Source organism: Kineosporiaceae bacterium (assembly GCA_016713225.1).
In the GTDB taxonomy this organism is placed as follows: domain Bacteria; phylum Actinomycetota; class Actinomycetes; order Actinomycetales; family Kineosporiaceae; genus JADJPO01.
Window position 1 is genome coordinate 94,285 of sequence record JADJPO010000007.1, and the last position, 21,631, is coordinate 115,915.

The 21,631-nt window shown below is 69.4% G+C and carries 13 protein-coding genes and 1 pseudogene; 8 read left to right on the plus strand and 6 right to left on the minus strand.

What is annotated here, in order from left to right; translation table 11 throughout:
* Positions 1 to 110 precede the first annotated feature (110 nt).
* The 4 genes from IPK24_22025 to IPK24_22040 all read left to right on the plus strand — a co-directional run bounded on the left by IPK24_22025 (position 111) and on the right by IPK24_22040 (position 4,028).
* The gene (locus IPK24_22025) at positions 111 to 413 is read left to right on the plus strand and encodes a hypothetical protein (protein MBK8078156.1); all 303 of its coding nucleotides are present in this window, start codon (positions 111 to 113) and stop codon (positions 411 to 413) included.
* A gap of 12 nt (positions 414 to 425) precedes the next feature.
* Positions 426 to 1,184 carry a phosphatidylserine decarboxylase gene (locus tag IPK24_22030; GenBank protein ID MBK8078157.1) on the plus strand — a complete coding sequence of 253 codons (759 nt, stop codon included), beginning with the start codon at positions 426 to 428 and terminating at the stop codon, positions 1,182 to 1,184.
* Positions 1,185 to 1,438: 254 nt separating this feature from the next.
* Complete coding sequence (locus IPK24_22035; protein MBK8078158.1) at positions 1,439 to 2,239, plus strand: CDP-alcohol phosphatidyltransferase family protein; 801 nt, start codon at positions 1,439 to 1,441, stop codon at positions 2,237 to 2,239.
* A gap of 52 nt (positions 2,240 to 2,291) precedes the next feature.
* On the plus strand, positions 2,292 to 4,028 hold the full coding sequence (locus IPK24_22040; GenBank protein ID MBK8078159.1) for a DUF429 domain-containing protein: 1,737 nt from the start codon (positions 2,292 to 2,294) through the stop codon (positions 4,026 to 4,028).
* Between the two features lie 302 nt (positions 4,029 to 4,330).
* On the opposite strand, the gene IPK24_22045 is transcribed toward IPK24_22040, so the two are convergent.
* Positions 4,331 to 4,702 carry a VOC family protein gene (locus tag IPK24_22045; protein ID MBK8078160.1) on the minus strand — a complete coding sequence of 124 codons (372 nt, stop codon included), beginning with the start codon at positions 4,700 to 4,702 and terminating at the stop codon, positions 4,331 to 4,333.
* Between the two features lie 216 nt (positions 4,703 to 4,918).
* Between IPK24_22045 and IPK24_22050 the strand changes: the two genes are divergently transcribed.
* Positions 4,919 to 5,647 (plus strand): DinB family protein, encoded by a 729-nt coding sequence (locus IPK24_22050; protein MBK8078161.1) that lies wholly within the window; start codon positions 4,919 to 4,921, stop codon positions 5,645 to 5,647.
* A gap of 268 nt (positions 5,648 to 5,915) precedes the next feature.
* Positions 5,916 to 6,594, plus strand: a pseudogene (locus IPK24_22055) (Type 1 glutamine amidotransferase-like domain-containing protein).
* A 456-nt stretch (positions 6,595 to 7,050) separates the two neighbouring features.
* Here the strand turns inward: IPK24_22055 and IPK24_22060 are convergent.
* On the minus strand, positions 7,051 to 8,646 hold the full coding sequence (locus tag IPK24_22060; GenBank protein MBK8078162.1) for a toll/interleukin-1 receptor domain-containing protein: 1,596 nt from the start codon (positions 8,644 to 8,646) through the stop codon (positions 7,051 to 7,053).
* 442 nt (positions 8,647 to 9,088) lie between these two features.
* On the opposite strand from IPK24_22060, the gene IPK24_22065 reads away from it, so the two are divergent.
* Both IPK24_22065 and IPK24_22070 read left to right on the plus strand, forming a co-directional pair.
* On the plus strand, positions 9,089 to 10,549 hold the full coding sequence (locus IPK24_22065; GenBank protein MBK8078163.1) for a tyrosine-type recombinase/integrase: 1,461 nt from the start codon (positions 9,089 to 9,091) through the stop codon (positions 10,547 to 10,549).
* Positions 10,550 to 10,755: 206 nt separating this feature from the next.
* On the plus strand, positions 10,756 to 11,085 hold the full coding sequence (locus tag IPK24_22070) for a hypothetical protein (GenBank protein MBK8078164.1): 330 nt from the start codon (positions 10,756 to 10,758) through the stop codon (positions 11,083 to 11,085).
* Here the strand turns inward: IPK24_22070 and IPK24_22075 are convergent.
* The 4 genes from IPK24_22075 to IPK24_22090 all read right to left on the minus strand — a co-directional run bounded on the left by IPK24_22075 (position 11,082) and on the right by IPK24_22090 (position 21,583).
* On the minus strand, positions 11,082 to 11,705 hold the full coding sequence (locus tag IPK24_22075) for an ATP-dependent helicase (protein ID MBK8078165.1): 624 nt from the start codon (positions 11,703 to 11,705) through the stop codon (positions 11,082 to 11,084). The genes IPK24_22070 and IPK24_22075 overlap by 4 nt on opposite strands.
* Positions 11,706 to 12,550: 845 nt before the next feature.
* Entirely contained in the window at positions 12,551 to 13,246 is a 696-nt protein-coding gene (locus IPK24_22080; GenBank protein MBK8078166.1) for a hypothetical protein, read from the minus strand.
* A gap of 3 nt (positions 13,247 to 13,249) precedes the next feature.
* Positions 13,250 to 19,645 (minus strand): DEAD/DEAH box helicase, encoded by a 6,396-nt coding sequence (locus IPK24_22085; GenBank protein ID MBK8078167.1) that lies wholly within the window; start codon positions 19,643 to 19,645, stop codon positions 13,250 to 13,252.
* A 402-nt stretch (positions 19,646 to 20,047) separates the two neighbouring features.
* Positions 20,048 to 21,583, minus strand: coding sequence for a TIGR04141 family sporadically distributed protein (locus tag IPK24_22090; GenBank protein ID MBK8078168.1), 1,536 nt, complete (start codon positions 21,581 to 21,583; stop codon positions 20,048 to 20,050).
* Between the last annotated feature and the right edge of the window lie 48 nt (positions 21,584 to 21,631).

Below are 21,631 nucleotides of genomic sequence, written 5' to 3' on the forward strand. Positions count from 1 at the left end.
GAGAGCACCCTAGATGGCCACCACCCCAAATCGGTGTCAAGCAGGCACCCGACGGGTCAGATCCGGGGCACCTGTGCCAGATCACCGGCCCGGCAGGTACGGTCCCGGCCATGGAGTTCGCCATCTTCCTGCAGCGCATCGACGACCGGCCGTTGACCCACGACGTGGTCAGTGCCCACGTCGCGGGCCTGCGACACCTGGACGAGCAGGGGCGCCTGATCGCCGCCGGCCCCCTGGCCGACGGCACCGGCGGGTTGGTTCTGGCCCACTTCGATTCCCAGGACGAGGCCGAGGCGTTCGCGCGATCCGACGCCTTCGTGGCCCACGGCTACGAGAGTTTCGAGGTCCAGCCGTGGATGTGGGCGAACCGCGGCAACGGCTATCTGCTGCAGGACGGCGCCGCGCAGGGGTGATCGTGCGACGCACTGCCGGCTCGGGTGGGCTATAAACGCGGGGTGCTCACCTCCAGGACTCGCGCTCCCGACAGCCACCGGCTCGGCGTGGGACGGCTCGGCGTCGACCGCGACGGGCTGGTGACCGCGGCCGTCTTCGCCGGCCTGACCGGCCTGCTCGGGGCACGACGAGCGCCCCGGTCGGCGCGGCTGGTCCGCGTGGTGACCGCCGTGGCAGGCGTGGCGCTGACCCTGTTCTTCCGCGACCCGGACCGCTCGCCCAGCGACGACCCGGGTTGGACGCCGGACCCGGACGAGGTGTTGGCGGCCTCCGACGGGCGGATCCTGTCGGTCGAGGAGGTCGAGGACCCTCGGATCGGGCCCGGCCGGTGGTTGCGCATCGCCACCTTCCTGTCGGTGCTCGACGTCCACGTCAACCGGACGCCGATCAGCGGCGAGGTGGTCGCCGTCCAGCGGCATCGCGGCGGGTATGCGATGGCGCAGACCGAGGGCGCCGAGCACAACGTCGCGGCCTACCTGACCCTGGGCACCACACACGGCCCGGTGATCGTGGCGCAACGCACCGGCCTCATCGCGCGACGCATCGTGGTGCGCACCCGACCGGGGGATCGGCTGCGGGCCGGTCAACGGTTCGGACTCATCCGGTTCGGTTCGCGGACCGATGTGTACCTGCCCGCCGGGACGGCGCGGGCAGAAGTTTCCGTTGGCGAGAGAGTGATCGGCGGGCGCACTGTTCTCGCCCGGTTCACACGGTCCGACCTGCAGGAATGAGTGAACCGCAGGTGGCGGCGGTGGCGAGACAGGTCGGTGACGGCGACGAGCGGCAGGCTGCGGTCGTTGTTCCGAACACCCGTGATGTGGTGTGCTTTACGCGCCCCTGACCATCCATGGCTCGCCGATCGACACCGGTGGGCCGCAGTTTTCCGCTGGCGCTGGTCGGCCCGATGTGCCGTAGGGGGCCGGTTCGTGCGACCACGCACGCCCCGGGCACGAGGCATGATCTGGCCTAGGAGGACAGCGAGACGATGACGCCCGAATCCGCGACGGGTGGCAGAGCAGCCCCGTTGTCCCCCGACCTCACCACGTCCCTGGACGAGGCGCTCGCCGAGGCCCCGTTGGCCCCCGTCCCGCCGCTGTTGCCCGGCCCGCGTACCCGGGGGCGACTGATCCGGTTCGGGCTCGTCAACCTGCTGACCTTGTCGGGTCTCGCGCTGAGCATCGTCGCGCTGAGCCTGGCGCTGGACGGGCGAACCTCGACCGCTGCGCTGGTGATGATCCTGGTTGCCGCCGGTGACGGTGCTGATGGCCTGCTCGCCCGCGCCTGGGGGGTGGCGACCCCGTTCGGCGGCCAACTCGACTCGCTGTGCGACATGGCCACGTTCGGCGTGGTCTGCCCGCTGGTGGTGGTGCAGGCCCACGGCGGCCTGGACAGCCTGCTGCACGGCATGGTGGCCGGCGTCATCGCCATGGCGGTGGCCGCGGCGATCCGGCTCGCCCGCTTCGTGATCTCACCCAAGAAGTCGAACTTCTTCGCCGGCATGCCGACCACGGCCACGGCCGTGCTGCTGTGTGGCTGGCTGCTCGTGTTCCCCGATGCCGGGCAACTGACCACGACGCTGCTGATGGGCGTCCTGGCGGTCCTGATGGTCACCGAACTGCCCTACCCCAAGCTGGCCGCCGCACCCCGTGCGCCGGGCTGGCTCATCGGGGTGGCACTGGTGCTGGGTCTGATGGGCGTGCTCGCACCGAACCTGATCATCCCGGCGTTGGGCATCGGGTACCTGTTGTTCGGGCCCGTGGTGTGGTTGGAGCGGCGCTACTTCTAGGTCAACGCGTTCCACGGGCATCGGCGGAATCGACGGCGTGAACGTCATCGGCATGGACCTCGCCTGGGGCGAGAAGAGCCGCACCGGGCTGGCCGTTCTGGACGAGGCCGGCCGACTGCTGCACGTCGACGCCGTGCGCACCGACGAGCAGATCCTGGCCTCGCTCGCCTCGTTCTCGCACGGCCCCGACGGAACGCCCGCCGACCTGCTGGTGGCGATCGATGCCCCACTGATCGTGCGCAACCCCACCGGCAACCGCCCGGCCGAGGCCGCGCTCAACCGTGATTTCGCGCGATTCGAGGCCGGGGCTCATCCCGTCAACACCGGCAAACCCGAGTTCAGCGGAGTGCCCCGAGGTGCCCGGCTGGGCGCCGTTCTGGGTCTGGACCTGAATCCCCGATCGCAGCGCGCGCGCCGGGCCATCGAGGTCTATCCGCACGCCGCCACCGTCGCCCTGTTCCGGCTCGGCCGCACGCTGAAGTACAAGAACAAGCCCGGGCGCGGCCTGCCGCTGCTGCGCGCCGAACTGCTCACCCTGATGCGGCTGCTCGAGGGCCTCGCCGATGCCGCTCCCGCGCTGCTGCTCGACGGTCCGGACTCGCCCTGGCCCGGCCTGGTGACGGCGGTCGAGACCGCCGGCCGCAAGAGCGAACTGCGCCGGGTGGAGGACCAGGTCGACGCGGTGATCTGCGCCTACGTCGCCCTGATGGCGGCCCGGTGCCCGGATCGGCTGACGATCTACGGCGACGACGAGAACGGCTGCATCGTCACCCCGACACTCCCGATCGACCACGAGCCCATCGGGGCAGCGGTGCGTGAGTATGCGGCTCGACACGACGAGATGGTGCTTGCGGCAACAGGTTTCACCACCTTGGTGCAGGCGATCCTGGACGAGGCGGGCATCAACTACCTGAGCGTGACCGGCCGAGCCAAGAGCGTGGCGTCCTTTGCCGGCAAGGCCGCTCGGCGGCAGGACGGCGTGCCCCAGTTCCCGGATCCGTTACGGGAGATCACCGACCAGATCGGCGTGCGCGTGGTCACGTACGTGGCGAGTGATGTCGCCGCCGTGGCCGACCTGCTGGCCGACCAGGTCGTCGTCACCGATGATCGCGACCTGGGGCACGAGACCGCCAGCGAAGGCCGGTTCGGGTATTCGAGCCGGCATCTGCTGATCACGCTGGACGGCGCCCGCGAGGCCGATCCGGCACTCGACCCGTTGCGGGGGCAGGTGGCCGCGGTGCAGATCCGCACCGTGCTGCAGCACGCATGGGCCGAGTTCGAACACGACATCCGGTACAAGGGAACGGTTCCCGACGAGCACGCCCGCGAGTTCGACCGTCGGTTCACCCTCGCCGCAGGCCTGCTCGAGCTCGCCGACCGGGAGTTCACGGCCATTCACGAGCGGCTGCACGGTGGCGTCGTCCCGGTGGCTGCCGAGGAACCACCCGGAGCCTCGGCCGACCCGCGGATCGAGGCCCGCGAACTGGCGGCCTTCCTGGCCGGGCAATACCCGGACGCCGGCTGGTCGCGCACCGATCACTACGACTGGATCTCGGGGCTGCTGCTCGAGCTGGGCATCACCTCGCTACCCGAGTTGAGCGAGACGCTGCGTGCGGTCAACCAGCTGGACCTGCCCGCCCGCATGGCCTACCGCTACCCGCCGGGCGCTGTGCGGCGGCTGGACGACGCCCTGCTGGCCACCTTCGACGAGCGCTACCTCGGGCTGCACGGCAACGCGCATCGGGTCGCCGCCTTGCGCGCCCGCCGGGACAAGCTGCTCGGGGCCTGAGCCACCTCAGCCGACCATGATCACCGTTAGATCGCAGTATCCCCCGGTTCACCCGGAGCAAACTGCGATCCAACGGTGATCATGGCGAACGTGCATGCTTGAGCGTGGTCTCCGCTGACGGAATCTCGAGTAGAGGTAGGAAACCAGCCCCGGGTCGAGCGACCATGCGAGCGCGCCGGGCCACGTCCTCTGTCCCGGAAGCGCCAGGAAGCGCTCTCCCAAGCATCCGCGCATGCTTCGTCGCCGAGCGGGTGGGGCCCGTGGCGCCGGCCGATCAGGTGTACCCGACGACGCAGCACGGGTCAGCTCACCGAATCCGGCGTGAACGGCGTCAGGCAGAACGGATGGCCGGCCGGATCGAGCAGCACCCGCCAGCGCGTGTCCCGCTGCTCGGGCAGGGTCGCCCCCAGCGCGACCGCCCGCTCGGCCGCCGCATCGAGATCGTCCGCGGAGAGGTCCAGGTGCACGATCGACGTCCCGGGCCACTCCGGAGGGCGGTAACCCTCGATCCGTTGAGCCACCAGCACCGCTCCGGGCACTTCCACCCCGACGCTCGAGTCCTTCGCCCACAACCGGCGGCCACCGAGCAGCCCCAGGTAGAAGTCGGCGAGCCGTTGCGGGTCGGGACAGTCCAACGAGATGGCCACCAGCCTTGCCGGGCGGATCTCGGTCACAGCGAAACCCTAGGGCCAAGCATGACCACGTGCGGCCGTGGAACGCGGGGATCGTCGCCGGAGTATGGCCATGCCGCAGCCGCGCCCTGGCGAGTGGCAGGTCTGATGCCAGGTCGACATCCGGCTCGGCGTGGGGGTGGAGGGCGATCGTGATGATGCCTGCGAACTCTGGTCCATCGGGGTGACACGGTGGCCGAGAGCGGTGATGATGCGCAGATGTCGATCTACTCCGGCTCGGGTGATTTCGAAGGCGCGACCCTGGTCAAGGTGAGCTTCAAGGGAGCGACCCTGCGGTCCTGCGACGTCAGCGGTGTGACGATGCGCGGCGTCGACGTGAACGGACTAGACATCGACAGCCACGATCTGAGCTTCGGCAGCCTGTTCGTCAACGGGGTCGACGTGGTGCCTCTGGTGGAGGCCGAGCTCGACCGTCGGTTCCCGGGGCGCGCGCTGCGGAACGCGGACACACCCGAAGGCCTGCGGGAGGCGTGGGTCGCCGTCCTGACGGCATGGCAGACCACGGTGGCGACGACCCCGGCGGACCTGGTGGACGCGCACGTCGAGGACGAGTGGTCGTTGGCCCAGACGCTGCGTCACCTGGTCCTGGCGACCGACGCCTGGCTGCGCGGTGGGATCCTGCGGGTACGGCAACCGTTCCACGAGATCGGCCAGCTCTTCACCGGTGCCGCCGAGATGGGCTTCGACACGTCGATCTTCCGCGTCGAACCACCGCCCTACGAGGAGATCCTCGAGGTGCGTGCCGAACGACAGCAGCTGGTGACCGACTTCCTGGACACGGCCACCCCGGAACTGCTCGCGGAAGAACGCGAAGACCCGTGGGGCTTCGAGTGGCGCCCCACCGTCGGTGACTGCATCCGCGTCATCCTCGACGAGGAATGGGCGCACCTGCGCTACATCCGACGAGATCTCGATCGTCTGCGGTGAGCCGGGACCGAGTGATTCAGCTCATCGTACGGTGTCGAGGAGCTTCTCGATGGACGACGTCCAGCTGGGAGCGGCTCCCCGAGAAGGACATCCGGCTCGGAGCGGTGCCCTGGTTCGGTGAATCACCCAGAGTCTTCCGATTGGGCTTCGGGTATCTGCCACTTCCCGACTTCCGGACCGCGCTCGATGAGTTGGCGGACACCCTGCGCGACAATGCCGAACGGGTCGCGCCGCTGCGCGCCCGACGAGACAAGTCGCCGGAGGTGTCGTGAAGCTTCTCCTCACGTCCGCAGGTGTGAAGAACGCCAGCATCCACGCTGCCCTGGTCGGCCTCCTGGGCAAGCCGATCGCCGAGGCGACCGCGCTGTGCATCCCCACAGCGCAGTACGGGCACCCCATGGTCGGCCCTGGTGTCGGGCCCTGGAAGTTCATCAGTGGCACGTCCGAGTTGACCATGGTCGACCTGGGCTGGAAGTCCGTCGGCGTGCTCGAGCTCACCGCCCTGCCGAGCATCGAGGAGCAGTACTGGGTTCCCCTGGTCCGGGAGACTGGTAGCCGGCGGTGATGCCCTCTACCTGGGCCACTGGATGCGGCAGTCCGGGCTGGCCGACCTGATTCCGTCACTGCGCGAGACGGTCTGGGTGGGGCTCAGCGCCGGGAGCATGGTGATGACTCCGCGGATCGGGGAGGACTTCGTCCAGTGGCGGCCGCCATCCGGTGACGACAGCACCTTGGGCGTCGTCGACTTCTCGATCTGTCCGCACCTGGCCCCGGACGGGATGCCGGGCAACTCGATGGCCGAGGCAGAACAGTGGGCGGCCGGTATCTCCGGTCCGGCGTACGCGATCGACGACGAGACGGCCATCGCGGTGGTCGACGGCACGGTCGAGGTCGTGACGGAAGGTCAGTGGAGATTCTTCGGTACCGATGCCTCGGCGCCGGGGTGAGGCTCCCGTCAGGACATCGGATGGTGCGTTCGCGGGCCCGCCACCACCCGACACGGTGGGGGTTGCCCGGGCGAACGCGTGGACGATGACCGACGATGGAGGACGGACCGTGTCATCAGTCTGCCGTCGACTGGGCAGCGAGCAGGTCAACACTTCACGACCGACGACACGTAGGCGATTGCGGCGCCCTATCGGACGACGGGCGGCCTGACAGTGATCGTCGTGGTGGTCGTTGCCGCGGGCCCACCCAGCCAGGACTTCATCCGCCAGGTGATCGTGCAGGTGTAGTCACCCCCACGGGTGGCAACGGTCGAGGTGAACTGCGTGGGCGAGATCCTGGTGATCGTGCCAGGAGTACATCGTGCGTTCGACGCCTTGTTCGACGCGGCGGTCGGCGCCAGGCCGAAGCCTGTTGACTCCGTGAGCGTGACCGCCACCTCGTTGTCTCCCGTGACGTCAGCGCTCGTCGGGTCGGCCACCAGGTGCAGCGTAGGGGCGGTCACCGTGACGTCGAACCTGATGGGCTGTCCGGGCTCGATGTTCGGCGACTCCAGTGCGGCCACCTCGATCGGGCAGGTCACCGGGAGCAGGGGATGCGCCGGCAGCGCCGGCGTTGACCCCTGCGGACAGCGTGAGGACGGTGTTCTCTATCTGGCAGCGGAACCCTTGGCTGGGCGTGTAGTCGGGGTCGAGCCGGTAGCCGACCGGGATGTCGGGCTCGACCGAGGCCGTCAGCTGGTGGGCGAACTCACGCGAGTACATGACCGACACGTCCCCCGCAGAGATCTTCGGCCTCGCCTTGGCGATCGCGATGTCAAGCCTCGCGCTCGCCTGCTGGCCGTTGGTGGACGCCGCGGTCGCCGTCACGCGGCAAGCGCCCGCCCCGTCGAGGCTCACCTGGCCGTCCTCGACCCGGCACGGCCCGGTCGCGTCGTAGGTGATCTGAGCCTGCTGGTTGGCGGTCGCCCTCACCCGAAACGGCGGGTCTCCCCAGGTCTTGGCCAGGGTGGACTGGGCGAACCGGACGGTCAGCTCCGAACCTCCGGACAGCCCCGATGCCGAAGCCGTCGACGTTGTCGCCTCACCGCCCGACCCACCTTCGTCCGTGTCGTTCCCGAACACCAGCTGGCTCACCGTCACGATCAGCGCCACGGCGCCGATCGCGGCGAACGCCTGCACGGCGCGGCGCCACCAGCCGGGTGAGCCGCTGCGGCCCGTCCCCGGTCGCGATGCTCCGACACGATGGGTCGATGGGTCGGCTTCCGGGGCATCACCAGACCCGTTGGCGTCGCCGTCATCGTGGATCCGGCCCGCGTAGTACCCCAGGGCGGCAGCGGCGGCGACCCGCACGGCATTGCGTCGAAGCCCGCTGATCTGCGCTGCAAGCCGGGGCGTGATGCCCTGCTCGCCGGTCAACACGATCACCTCGGGCCATCGCTCGGCCGCTTCGGCCAAGGCGACGGCGGCGAACCCGCGGGTCGCCACCCGCACCACGTCCCGGCCCTCCGAGCCGAGTTCGCCGGTGATCAGCAGCCCGGCCAACTTCCGCACGTGCACCTCGGCCACGTCGTGATCGTCGTAGACGACGACCACGTCACCGTCACGGCGCACCGCCTTGTAGAACAGGTCGCCGAGCAGCTCCAGGTAGCCGAGCTCGGAGTCGGCGGGGTTGAGCTCGATGAAGTTCAGCGAGGGCAGCGTCCCCAGCTCAGGCGGCAGACGCGTCGGCAGGCGCGCGCCGTCCACCATGGTCGGTACCAGCTCGCACCCCAGCTCCATCGCCCGGCGCAGCTCCCACCGCACCATGTCGTTGGGCGCGAGGATCCGTCCCCCGTCCGGGCCGCCGCCCCAGCGGTCACCGACCAGCACGAGCACGGCGTCGCTGGAGCGCAGCCGGCGAGCCAGGACGGCGCGCCACGGCCAGCCGGCCAAGATGTCCATCCGGTCGAGGAAGACGTTGTCCAGTCGGAGGTCGTCCTTCAGCCGAGTCGCCAGGCGAGCGGCAACCACTGGCGTGTCCTCACGCCGGTACGAGATGAACACACGGGCCATGGCGCTCCCCGGCTGGCTCGGTCCGGACCTCCCCTGACAGGAGTCCCGATGCCGTGCGTCAGATACAGCGAGACCGCTCGAGCGCCACCGGACGACGCCGCTCCCCAACGAGACTCGGGCAGGCCTTCGCAGGGATCCAGGACGGATCAATGAGAAGCCCTTCCCGGATCTCCCGGAAAGGGCTTCTGACCTGGTAGTTCAGGTCCTGCATTGGGTGGAGCTGAGGGGACTCGAACCCCTGACCCCCTCGATGCGAAACGCGCAGATCGAGCCAGCAGCGGGGTACCCTCAAAGTCAAACACGCAGGTCAAAGCCGGTTTGTGGTCTCTGGTGGAGCCTCGTGGAGTGCCGTGTCGGGACCGTTCACGGGACGGATCCGGGACGGGTGATCATGGCGGGTAGGGCGTGCCGAGGCGGCTCCGCATCGAGGAGGCGCTCCGTCATGGGCGGACGACGACGCAAGCCAGGCAAGGTCAAGACCCGGCGGGACTACGCCGGCCGGATCGCGTACACCGCGCTGTACCTGCCAGGACCGGACGAGGACTACCTGTCCGCCGGCACGTACGACACCTACGAGGCGGCCGAGGCTGCCTGGATCGAGCAGGCCGAGGCGCTGCGCCGCGGCGTGCACGTCGACCCCCGCAAGCCGCGGACCCAGTTCCGGGACTTCGCGCTGTTGTGGTTGGAGCTGTTCGTGGCCGACCGGGCCAACACCGCCCGCGGCTACGAGGACGCCCTGCGGGTGCACCTGCTGCCCACGTTCGGGCACTTGCGCCTGCAGGAGATCACCCCGGAGACGGTGGCTCGGTGGATCGCCGACCTCGGCCGGCGCGGCTACCAGCCCAGCAGCATCCGCACCCTGAAGGGGCAGCTGTCGGGGATCCTCACCACCGCGGTGACCTGGCGCTACCTCGCCGTCCACCCCTGCGTCGGGGTCAGGGCGCCGCGGGAGAAGCCGCCCCGGATCCGGGCCTTCGAACGCGGGGACGTCGACCGGCTGCTGGCGGGCTTGCCGGGGCCGGTGTCGACGATGCTGGTCTGGCTCACCGTGCACACCGGCCTACGGTGGGGTGAGGTCAGCGAACTGCGCGGCCGGGACGTCGTGCTGATCGACCCCGACCACTACGGGGACGAGGTGCCGGAGGACGTCGAGCTGGTCTACCTGTCCGTGTGTCGGTCGGTCAGCGATGTCGGCGCCAAGCACGCCGACGGCGGCCGGTTCGTCGTCGAGGACACCACCAAGGGTGGCCGCGACCGCCGCGTCGGACTCGACCCGCTCACCTCCACCAAACTACTGGACTTCATCGACGAGCACGCCATCGGACCGGACGATCTGCTGTTCCCGCTGTCCCGCCTCCAACCTGAACTCGACCCACTACCCCACACCGATGCCGTTGCACTGGAACCGGTTCCGGTCGACCTCGGTCGGACGGCGCCGGACAGGCTCGGGCGGACCTACGCCCACGCCACCATGTCCGGCTACGGGCCCGGACGATGCCGCTGTCCCTGGTGCCGCCGAGCAGTCGCCGAGTACCGGGCCAAGCGACGAGCCGAAGGCCTCGACCTCAAGAAACGCCGGCCAAACCGCAAGGGCCGCAATGTGACCGACCACTGCCCTCGGGACTACTTCCGCCGCAAGGCCTGGGCACCAGCCGTCGCCTCGGCCGGGATCGTCGGACGAGCGACATTTCACGACTTGAGGCATACACACGCCACGTGGCTCGCCAGGGACGGAGTCAGCATCGAGATCCTGCGGGAGCGGCTCGGTCACCAGTCGCTGATCACCACGCAGCGGTATATCAGCGCCAGCAGCACCGTCGACACCACCGCCGCCCTGGCCATGGCCCGCCTGATGTCCGCGCCAGCACACCGGTCTCGGCGACGGCTCACAGTCGCGATGTAGCCGGGTACTCGACCGCGCGTGGCACGATGCGATCGTGCGCGCGTACGTGGGGGTAACCGACGGGGACTGGTATCGGGGAGTTCTACGCCCGCGAAGCGTCCGGCGCGCAATTACGTTGCCCAAGCGTCGGGTGAACCAGCCTGCTCGGGAGTTCTTGGAGTGGCACGCTGACACCTTGTTCAAGGCGAGCTGAGGGGCGGACCGCCATGACTCGACCGGATGGGGCGCTCGTCATGAGGCATGTGCTATTGCAGCAGCTGCATGACTACCGGGCGTGCGTGCGGGAGGCGGCTCGTGACAATCCATTCCTCGACCTCAACGAGGGCGAACGGATCATCGAGGTCATGATCGGAATCCTGGCAAGGTGGCACGAGTTAACCGTCGATCAGCAGGAAGCGGTCCGGTCAACGGTGGCCTACGTCGTCACCACGGACGACGAGGAGCACGACCTGCGCTCGCCCATCGGTTTCGTCGACGATGCCGAGCGCGTCGATGAACTCCTGGCGGCCTTGGGGCAGACGCGCCCGGAGCGCTAGACCTCGCGACCCGCCGCCAGCCCAGCCAGGAACCGAGACGGGCGCCCGGACCAGGTCACCACGAGATCATCACGCGCCCGGCTACATGCCACGTAGAGCAGGAGGCGTTCGCGCAGCAGAACGTCATCTCGCTCGTCGGCATCAGCGGTATCCACCGCTGCCCGTTCTGGAACCGTGTCGTCGTCCGCGTGCAACAAGAGGACGTGCCGGAACTCAGCGCCCTTGGCGCTGTGCATGGTCAGCACATGGACGGGTCGCCGATCGCCCCGCTGTCCGGCCCCACCGACGGACGCCGGGACTCCGGCTGCGTTCAACGACCGGGCGGCGAACTCGGCGTCTCGCTTGCGCCGGGTGAGCACCGCGATGGTGCCTGGTTGTGGGGAGCCGTCGGATTCCAGCCATCGGCGCACGACGTCCACGCCAGCTTCGAGCTCTGCCTCACGATCTGGATACCCACGCAGTTTGGGCTCCTGACCGCTCAGAGCGCTTCGATACCCGCTGGTGCTCTCGCTCTCGCCGTCCAGATCCTCGATCGGGACGTCCTGCAGCACCGCGAGCGAGGCAGCCAGGATCTGTCGCGTGGTGCGGTAGTTCAGGGGTGAGCCGCCGCGACCGGCCACGGGTCTCGATACCGAGATGTGACAGCACGACCTTCTGCCCGTAGAGGCGCTGATGGCCGTCCTCGCACAGGAAGATGTCGTTGGGGCCGGGTTCCACCGCCGCGCGGAGCAGTCGCCAGTGCGCCGGGTGGAGGTCTTGGCCCTCATCCAACACAACGTGGTCGTAGCGACACTCGGGTAGCGCCCCAGGATCAGCCATCACCTCGGCCGCATCGGCGGCGATCTGCGCGTAGGTCGTCCTGCCGCTCTGGCGGCGCAGCGAGGAGAACTCCTGGATCATCTGCCACACCTGACGCCGCTGGGCGCGATCGAGGCGCAGCCCGCGTCCGCGGCGCGGGACGGCGAGGTAGGTCTCCTCGGAGCCAACCCCGTGGGCGAGGACGACGTAGCGGTACTCATCCTTGAGGAACGCCGCTGTGATCCGGGGGTTGCGGACGTCAGTGACTACGGGCAGGGCCTCTTCCCACAGGGCGAGCTCCTCGCGGTCACCCAAGATGGAGGTCGGCCGTCGCCCCGCACGGCTGAGCACCTTGTGGGCGAACTGGTCGACGCCCAGGACGTCCACCCGTTGCATGTGCTCACCGGACAGCAGGCTGGCCAGATCGGTCTCCAAGCGCGCCGACATCGGCCGGTTGAACGTGCACAACAGGACCCGGGCTGCTGGGCTTGTCCGCATCAGGTAGGCCGTCCTGTGCAGGGCCACAACGGTCTTGCCGGTACCGGCGCCTCCGCTCACCCGGAACGGGCCTCGGTAGATCGGCCGTTCTGCTACTGCCCGCTGGGTCGGATGCAGGAACACCCGCCAGGCGGCGAAATCGCCGGTGATGACCCTGGCAAGATCCTCGTCATCCGTGACCACACCGAAGGACATCCGCGAGCTTGGCCGGTGCAGGGCCTGCACGAGTGTTTCCGTCGTCCTGATGCTCGACCGGTGACACTGTGGCGATGACGTAGAGGCCTCTGACTTCCTCCAAGCTGCGCCCTGATGTCAGGTCGAGGAGCACGTTCTCCTGCCAGGTCGGCAAGCCGTCCGTCAGGCGAAGCAGGTCGTCCTCGTCGGTAATCGTGATGGCCCTCGTGGCGACGGTCTCGCTGATACCCAACCCGGTCAGCTCGGCGACGGTGAACGGCAGCAGCTGGGGCCGTCCCACCCTTCCCGGTCGCAAAGGTGGCATGACAGCTTCGGTGGCCGACCCCGGGGTCGGGGTCGCGGTGGAGAGCTCCAAGGCGCCGCTGGCCGGGTTGACATCCAGCCGCGCCCCAGAGGCGAACGTGTAGGCGTCGTCGTGGGGCAGCACGTTCAGCAAGACCAGGTGTGCGCTGGCGCCCTGACCGAACTGGGCCAGGACGGCGCGGAAGTTCAGATCAACCCTGGCAGTACGCACCCGCCGGTCTGCGGCACCCTTGGGCAGCTTGAGATCCAGTCCTCCTCCGTCGGGGTCGCGCTGCAGCTTCTGGACCGTGTCCAGCACCTTGGCCTTGATCGCCGTGTCCAGCCGGCCGAGGCTCTTGGTGAACTCGTCATGGAACACCACATGCATGGCCTACTCCCTCCCTGCCACGACGAGCCCAGCGGCCGCCAGCGCCTCCAAAGCACCGGGGTCTCCCGCCACCACTGCGGTCCACCCCTGCTCGTCGAGCCAGTGTCGTCCGGCGGTATCGGTCGACAGCACGACAGCCACCCGGTGGTCCGGCCAACCGATCTGCAGCGGATAGCCATCGTCGGTCTCGAAGCCCGGGATCGCGCTCGCCGCAGCAGGTTCGGTCAAGTCGCGTACAAGGTCCCGACAGGCCTCGTCGACCTCCCCGAGCAGGCCGAGGAGGTAGGCCTCGACCGGTCCCGGCGCGGACGGAACGTCTTCTGCCGCAACGGGACCAGAGCCTGTAGCGTCCGGGCTCAGCTCGTCCAGGCCGGCGGTCACCGAGACGGCTCGCAGCGAGAGGTGCTCCTCACCGGCCAGGCGGAGCACGTTTCCGAGTGCGAGCCAGTCCCGCCAGGCATCGATCTGCGCCGGGGACCCGACAACGTCGGCGCGGTCGTCGACGGCCAGGACGACATCGACGGCGGGCATGCTTCCCGGCCGACGCAGCACGACGATGCCCGCGCCGTGGGCCGAAACTGTCACCCGAGCCGGACGGCCAGGATGAACCACGGTCGACCCGGCAGCCGCGACCTGCGGTCCACCGGCCACCTCGAGCGCTGCGGCAAGCGCCCCGTCGACGGTGACCTCGGGACCGAACCTGCCATCGGTCAAAGCGATTGCGGCCGCCACCGACGCGACCCGCCACCGGGCCGGATCGGGGACCTGGAGGACACGCGCCAACACGGTCACCGCGTCACCGGTCAATGCCGTCGGCGCAACGGCTCCCCCGCCGGGTTGCGCAGCGGCGAGTTGACGAGCCACCTGCTGGAACATCGCACGTCGCTGTTCGGAGGCCCATCGCTGGGCGCCGGGCCGCGGTGAACGGACGGAGACCACCTGATCCCAATCGGCTTGGGCGGCAAGAAAGGCGTCGATGTCATCGTGGGTGATGGCCCAGACCAGGTAGCCGTCCTCGGTGAGGCGGGCGCGCTTGACCGAGTCGGCGGCGACCTGGTTGCAGGCGGGGTGGTTGTGGAAGGCGAGCCCATCGCAGAACACGGCGATCTGGCGCCGCTGCCCGGGGGTCGACAACACGAAGTCCGGAACGCAGTAGCCCAGCTCGACCTGGGGCCGCATCGTCCAGGTCATGGACGCCGCGTCCACGGCCAGCCGGAAGTCCCACCGGTCGCCTCTCGGCGTCGGGGTCTCGGCCACGCTGACGCCGCGGGAGTCCAGCCAGGACCGCAGGGCCTGTCGGAACCGCTGCTCCAGCGGCGATTCGTGCGGGCCGACCGCGATCTCCGTCAGGCCGGACACCTCCTGCGGTTGCCAGGCGCCGAGGATGGCCTCAAGGGTCTCGACTGCACGGTCGCGGCGGGCGTGCTCGGCGTCGGAGGAACGGACATGGGCGAGCAGGCAGCGGTGGCAGGCCAGCAGACCCTCGCCCTGGCAGGGGCAGGCTGCCAATTCGTCGCGGGCGGCGGTGAGCATCCGGCGCACGTGCTCGGGGTCGGCGATCTGGGCCAGATACCCGGTGCCCCCCGGGACGAGGTCGTGCAGGGTCATCACCCAGCGGGCCCCGGTGGCTCCGGCTGCACTCGTGACTGCGATATCGAGATGGTCCGGGTCACCACCGAAGAGCGCCCGGAGGCCGATCATCAAGGCTGCCCGGAACGAGACCAGCAGCGTGTCGTCCATGGTCAGGACCGGCGGGACCAGCAGGCGCAGCACCTGGGTCTGCAGCTCGTGCGTGAGCGCGACGCTGTCCCACCCTGCGGGGTCGAATCCGGTGGCGCTATGCCGCTGTACGCACCACCCGCGGTGCCGCACATCCTGGGGGGTGGCCGCGCGACCGTTCGGCCCAAGTTGCGCAGCGGGCACAACCCCGCAGTTTCGGCAGACGTGGAACAGCGCCGCCTGGCCGGTCCACCCGGCCAGGTCACGGGAGGCACCCCCGGCCTGCTCCGGGCCTAGGTTGAACCAGCGGACGACGGCGCGCCGGCTGAACTCGACCCCGAACGGATAGTCGGCGAGCCGCCAGGCCCGGGTGACCTGGGCCGGGTCGACGTCAACGGCAGTGACGATGCGGAACATGGTGCGTTCACGGTCGTCTCGGGCGTCGGAAGCTCGGGCGCCTTCCCGGGCCAAGAACGCGGTCGCTCCGCGGAACGGCACTGTCCGGAGCACCTGACCGCCGTCCGCGGTCCGGGCGTTGCCACATCGCGGGCAGGACACCGGTCCACGGTCTGCGTCAGACCACCCGCACGTGGGGCAGGTGCGCAACGCGGCGACGGTAGCGTCGGTTCCCGAGCCCACTTCGACCCCGTCGATGCGCACGGCCGATCCCCGCACGTAGAAGACGGCACCCGGGGCAAGTTCCCCGATGGCGGTGCGACTGCCGCGCGCATAGCTGGTCTGGGTGTGGTCGTGCTGTCCGGATTCCTCGTCCGTCCACCACAGAGTCACGTCGAGCACGGTGCGGTCGTCGAGAAGGGCGTAGTTGGGCAGCAGCCCAGCGGCCTCCAGGCCGGTCAACCAGTACTCGTTGACGGCTGTGGTCCAGGCGGTGCCGACGCGCCGGAGCTCGCCACGGACGCGCCGCAGATCAATCTTCACCGTGTCGTCGGCCGCCTCGCCGAAGGCCTCAAGCCGAGCTAGCTCGGACTGCAGGGCGCTGCGCCGTCGGCGCAGCTCGGCAACGGTCGACTGCCACTGCTCGGCGGCAGCGGCAACCTGCCGCTCGAGCGGGGACGGCGCGCCGTCCGGGCCGGGGGCGGCGTAGGCGATCAGGTCGCCGCGGGTGGCTGGGCTGACCTCCGCGCCGAACAGATCGAGGAACCGATCGACGTGCGCCGCCGTGTCGTGGCGCAGGGGCGCGAGCAGGTCGCCGAACCACGAGCCCGGTTCGACGCCGTGCTGGAGGTAGTCGCGGATCCGCCGCCGGCCGCCGCGGGGGGCGGTGCCTGCCCACTGGTCGATGCGGTGGGCGAGGAACTGCCGGTGCAGGATCTCGACTGCGTCCAGATGACAGGCGGGGGGTCGGACCCTTCCGGCGATCATCGTCAGCGGGTCCGTCAGGTGGTGCAGTTCCAGGGCGCGCGAGGGCAGGACGCAGACGATCAGGGCGCTACCTGTGTGCCGGCCGGCTCGACCTACCCGCTGCAGGTATGCGGCGGTGGAGCGGGGCAGCGAGGTCAGGGTGACCAGCGACAGGTCGCCGATGTCGATGCCCAGTTCGAGGGTGGGAGTGCAGGCCAGCACGTTGGGCGCGTCGGGCTCGGTGGGCCGCTTGAAGGCCGCCTCGATAGCGGCGCGGTCCTCGCCGTCCAGCAGGCCGGTGTGCTCGGCGGCGACGATCCGTCGGACGTCACCGCCCAGATACAAAGTCCGGTAGTAGTCAGAACGGACGGCGCGCAGCTCCAGCACCCCCGGACACGTGTCGCGCAGGCATGGTCCGCCGAGGAGGGCCTCGACGTGCTCGGCGGCACCGGGGAACAGCTGGGAACAGGTGCCGCAGACGAGGGTACGTTCGGTGGCGCCCGGGTGCGGTCCGGTGGCCCACACGGCGACGCGATGGGCGGGGATGAGCCAGGCGGTGGCACCGCTGCGCGTGGCCCGCCGAGTCAGGACGCCGTGGGCGGTGAGGACCTCGAACAGTACGGTCAGCAGGGCTGGAGCGTGCGCGGCGGGCACACCCAGGCAGCGGCTGGTCCACCGCGCGTACCAGCCTCTGGGGCTGGTGATCACATGGAAGGGTTCTGGCGCTGGCGCAGCGCTGACCGGGTAGGCCGGTGCGGGCCGGGGGTCGCGGCCCCCGGGGAACGCGGGCATCCCGGTGGCCCGGTTACGCCCGCCCCAGATGCTCCATCGATTGCCGTCCTCGTAGAGATACGTGTCGAACCAGCTGTGGTCAACAGGGCCCTGGGTGCGCATCCGAGCCAGGGGTCCCCAGACCCATGGCCGCAGGGGCGGTCGGGCATCGTCTGTCGAGATCTGTTGCGGCAGTTCGGCGATGGCGCTCGACAGGTCGCGCAGCAGCCGTCGGACGTTGTCGACGACGACCTCGACGCGGACGGCGCCGGTGAGTTCGAGCGAGCGGCCGGTCCGGGAATTGAGGCCGAGTTCCAGGTGGGCGCCGAACTGCAGGCGCTGCGCCACGCGAGTGCGGGTCTTGGCGTCGGGTCCCCTGGGCCGCGTCCAGTACGGCGTGAACGCGTCGTGATCGGTCAGATCGGGCGGGATGGCGGCGTATCGATCCGTGGCGGGGCGCCCGTCCAGGTGGGACACGATCCGCTGACCGAGCTGATCCAGAGTGACCTCGTCGTCCCCGAGCGCAGCGGTGATCAGGGCGCGCTGGTTGAGCGCGTACGCCCGTGACTCGATGAAGGCCGCCCGATGGGCGGCGTCCTGCACGCTGTCGGTGAAGACGAGGGTCCGTTTCGCCTCGGGTTCGACGTTGTCGCTGCCGAAGACGTGGCCGAGGAGCACCGAGGTCAACGTGGCCACCCGGGAGCCGAGGAACCGGATGCCGTCGTCACGGCCACACGCCGGGCAGCGGTCGCGACGAGTGGCCTCGTCGTCGCCGGGAGCCAGCACTGGGACGGCGTTCTCGTCGTCCTCGGCCGGGGTATCGGTGAGCAGCCCCGACAACGGGTGGAACCAATGCACCAGGCCGGGAGCGAGGCCACCTCGATCGAGCGTCGACCCCGCCTCACCGGGCGCGTGCACCAAGGCTGCGACCTTCCCCGGGTTTCGGACCTGCTCCCGATAGATGGTGACCGGGTCCACGATGAGGGTCTGACCTGCGGGTGGGTAGGCGGCGGCCCAGCCGGAACGACCGCAGAACCGGCAGTAGACCGCGGGGAGATGGACGTCGAGTGCCTGGCCGAAACGATCACTCTCCCAACGGAAGGCGGCGTGGTCCGGGTCGTTGTCACCCACCCGCCGCAGCAACCGGCGCACCTCGCGGATCCACACCTGGACCTCGGTGCTGAGCAAGGGGCGACCGGGGCGCTCCGGGTCTTCGGCGAGGGCGACCAGGGCGAGCAGCCCGCTAATCAGGCGCCGCCCGGTGATGCGCTGCTCCTGCGGCGTCCAGGCAGGCAGCAGCCGGGCCACGAGGTCGGCCAGGGAGATCGGGGTTCGAGCCTGGGCGAGCAGGGCATCGAGGAGGGGATGGACTCGCAGTCTCGCGCCGAGCTCGGTGGGCTGGGGCAGCTGGGGGGCCGCCCCCTTCCGGGTGAGGTCATCTCGGCACGGGAACCAGTCCGCCGTGGTGCCGGTGAGCAGCGCCCAGGTGGGGACCGCGACCGCCAGGTGGCCCTCGGGTGCCCCGGCGCCCAGGGCCTCGTCGACCAGGCGGCACAGGGCGGCGCTCGGCAGTCGCGTCGCCACCTCGACCGCACCGGCCCGCCACTCGTCGGCGGTCAGACGGTCCTCACCGATCAGCGCGTCCGGCGTCAGTTCGGTGCCGAAGACCTGACCCGCGAAGGTGAGCAGTCCGCCGGCGCCGGTGGCGTCGCCGAGGGTGGCCGAGGTGGCGACGGGGACGACGTCGCCGAGCAGCCGCCCGGGTCGCGGCAGATCGAGGACAGCGGCGAGGCGCCGCAGCAGCATGGCCACGTCGGTGCCCTGGGCACCGTCGTAGGTGTGGAACTCGTCCAGGACCAGATAGCGCAGGCTGTCCGGGGCGCCCGTCCACAGCGAGCGGTCTTCGGGGCGGAGCAGGAGGAAGTCGAGCATCTTGTAGTTGGTGAGCAAGATATCCGGCGGATGCGCGCGCAGTTCGTCCCGGTCGTCGATGAGCCGGCCGTCGCCGACGATCCGGGCTGTGCCCCCGTCACCGGTGAACAGGCCCGCACGGAGCCCGATCAGGTCGGGTTCGGTCTCGAGGAGTTCGGCGATCCGACGGGCCTGGTCGTTGGCCAGCGCGTTCATCGGGTAGAGGATCAACGCCTTGATCCCACCCTCGCCCGCGGCCCGGGCACGACGGCAGTGATCGAGGATCGGGACGAGGAACGACTCGGTCTTGCCCGATCCCGTGCCGGTGGTGACCACGACCGGTGCGGGTGCGTGGCCCTTGCTGCTCAGCCGTGCCCAGGCACGAGTCTGGTGGGCATGCGGATGGAATCCGGCCGGAACCCAGTCCAGCGCGTCGCGCCATCCGTCGGCAGCGGGCCGGAACGGCAGCCGAGCCCGCACGAACGGCCCGCGGAAGATGCCATCGTCGGGGTCGAGGAGGAACCGTTCGAGATCCGCGCGGACGTCGTCATCCGTCAGGGCGAAGGTGGTGCCGAGGAAGTCCGTCAGGGTGCGCCGCAGTTCTTCAGCGACCAGCGACGGCAGCACAGTGCTCACCCCCTCGTGATTCGATCCCCCGACCCTAGCCTCGCGCGGTCACCGTTCGGACCACTCCCTCGCACTCCCAGTCACCAACCAATAGCCGCAAGACGTACGGGAGTCCGCCTGGCACTGACCAGGCACTGACCTCGTCCCACGCGATTCGCCCAGTGGGCGCGGCCCGGCTCCCCCATGGCAGCGCCGACGTGCTCTTTGCATTGCGCCGAGCAGGACGCCCCCTCGGGACAGGCGAGATCATGGAACGGGTCGACCGCTCACCACCCTGGGTCAAGAACGTCCTCGACGCGCTGCGGGCCGAAGGGGGAGGTCGACTGGCACGGCAAGTCCACGAAGGACCCGCGGGCCACGTGGAGCCTGCCGGTGGCGCATTCTAAACAACACTCAAGAGATTTCGAGTAGTCAGGCTGCGGCCTGCGGAATCGTCACCACATGCACGGTGGCTCCGAGCTCGTGCAGACCGCGGGCGGCCTGCCGCAGGGCCACCTGGGCGAACGGGAAGAGACTTCTTGGCGTAACGGCCTCGCCGGCCTTGAGTTGGATGGCGAAGACGACGGTCCGCGGAACGAAATCCTCGTTCACCTGCCTGCCGCCCCCACGCTCCCGGACCTTCGCGGCGAATCCGGCCCGCGCCTGCTTGTCGTAGGTGAGGCTCTGTGCCGAGACGAGCCCTTGGTTGAACAGGTGGCTGAGCGGCGCCGAGGAGGCTGCACGCTTGACATGGATCAGTTCGTCGTCGGGTCCGAGCAGATCGCAGATCTCGACCCCGTTGCGTCGGTGCAGCTGGGTTACCACGCCTTGCCGATCCAGACAGATGAACCCTCGTCGGCACGACTGGACGTGTTCGTTGTAGCCGCGCTCCTCCTGCCCCTGCTGCCACGCAGGCAGGTCGAGATCGGGGCCATCGGCGACCAAGTCTTCGATCTCGCTCACGAGAGTGGTGAGGTAATGGGCACCGATCTCGTACCACGCCGCATCGAGCAGGAAGAAGCGTCTCTCGGCCACACCCACAACGGCTTCGAGCCACCTGAAGGCATTGGTCGACGTAAGCCTTTGCCCCAACTCCAGCGAGGAGTACTCCTGCGCCCGCGCACCACCGATCTTCACGACGTACGCCGTGGTCTGGGGAAGGACGTCGATCGTCGGCTCGGGCGCGGCGACGGCGAGCTGATCGCGGACGGCATCCACGCTCCCCGCTCCTAGAAGAAGCTCCAGTTGGGTATCGAGTTCAGCGCGCGTCTGCGCGTCGGTGATCGGCACGATGTGCTCGACGAATTCGAGTTGCGGAACGGGAGGCTTGTTGCGCAGTGTCGATACGATCTCGCTCAGCTCTGCGATGAGCGTCTCGTCGACGTTGGCGACACCGAATCGCAAAGCGCTACCGCCTTCGACACGCGCAGTCCGTTCTTGACCGTCCGGGTCCGCGAAGGTCGCCTTGCCGCCGAGCCTGCGAACGATCTGGGCGATGCGGTCCACGCCCAGCTGCCACACAGTGGCGCCTGCCGGGATCAGCGTGATGTCGGTACGCCCAAGACCGGGGGTGCGTTTCACGACGTCCTGGAGTTCGTCCGGGTCGAGGCTTCGGATGGCGAACCGCAAACCGAACCGACCGTCGAGCCGGTCCGAGGCGAGCCACCTCGACCCGCCCCCAAACCCGATGGCGAAGATGCTGTCCTCAACCTCGACGATCAGGACGGCACCGGCCGAACTCACTTGGTAGGTGATATCCAACCCACTGATCGCATTCAGCTCGGTGCACCACGGCGCGGGATGAAGCGGGATGCCTTGGTGCACGACGACTGCCCGACAGCCCGAGATCTCGACGAACTGCGGATCCGCCCCTGAAAGGTCATCTGTCAACAAGTCGAGGCAGTCATCGAAGGAAACCGTTTCCAAGGCGAGGTAGACGGAGCGCTGTGATCGTGCCGGGATCGCCATCAATGCCCTCGCCCCACTATGACCGCAAGGTATCCAGACAATCACAGT

What these genes read in the sequence shown, in the direction of transcription:
- IPK24_22025 (MBK8078156.1), top strand. Translation starts at nt 111, where the DNA reads ATGGAGTTCGCCATCTTCCTGCAGCGCATCGACGACCGGCCGTTGACC.
- IPK24_22035 (MBK8078158.1), top strand. Translation starts at nt 1,439, where the DNA reads ATGACGCCCGAATCCGCGACGGGTGGCAGAGCAGCCCCGTTGTCCCCC.
- IPK24_22040 (MBK8078159.1), top strand. Translation starts at nt 2,292, where the DNA reads ATGGACCTCGCCTGGGGCGAGAAGAGCCGCACCGGGCTGGCCGTTCTG.
- IPK24_22050 (MBK8078161.1), top strand. Translation starts at nt 4,919, where the DNA reads ATGTCGATCTACTCCGGCTCGGGTGATTTCGAAGGCGCGACCCTGGTC.
- IPK24_22060 (MBK8078162.1), bottom strand. Translation starts at nt 8,646, where the DNA reads ATGGCCCGTGTGTTCATCTCGTACCGGCGTGAGGACACGCCAGTGGTT.
- IPK24_22065 (MBK8078163.1), top strand. Translation starts at nt 9,089, where the DNA reads ATGGGCGGACGACGACGCAAGCCAGGCAAGGTCAAGACCCGGCGGGAC.
- IPK24_22070 (MBK8078164.1), top strand. Translation starts at nt 10,756, where the DNA reads ATGACTCGACCGGATGGGGCGCTCGTCATGAGGCATGTGCTATTGCAG.
- IPK24_22080 (MBK8078166.1), bottom strand. Translation starts at nt 13,246, where the DNA reads ATGCATGTGGTGTTCCATGACGAGTTCACCAAGAGCCTCGGCCGGCTG.
- IPK24_22090 (MBK8078168.1), bottom strand. Translation starts at nt 21,583, where the DNA reads ATGGCGATCCCGGCACGATCACAGCGCTCCGTCTACCTCGCCTTGGAA.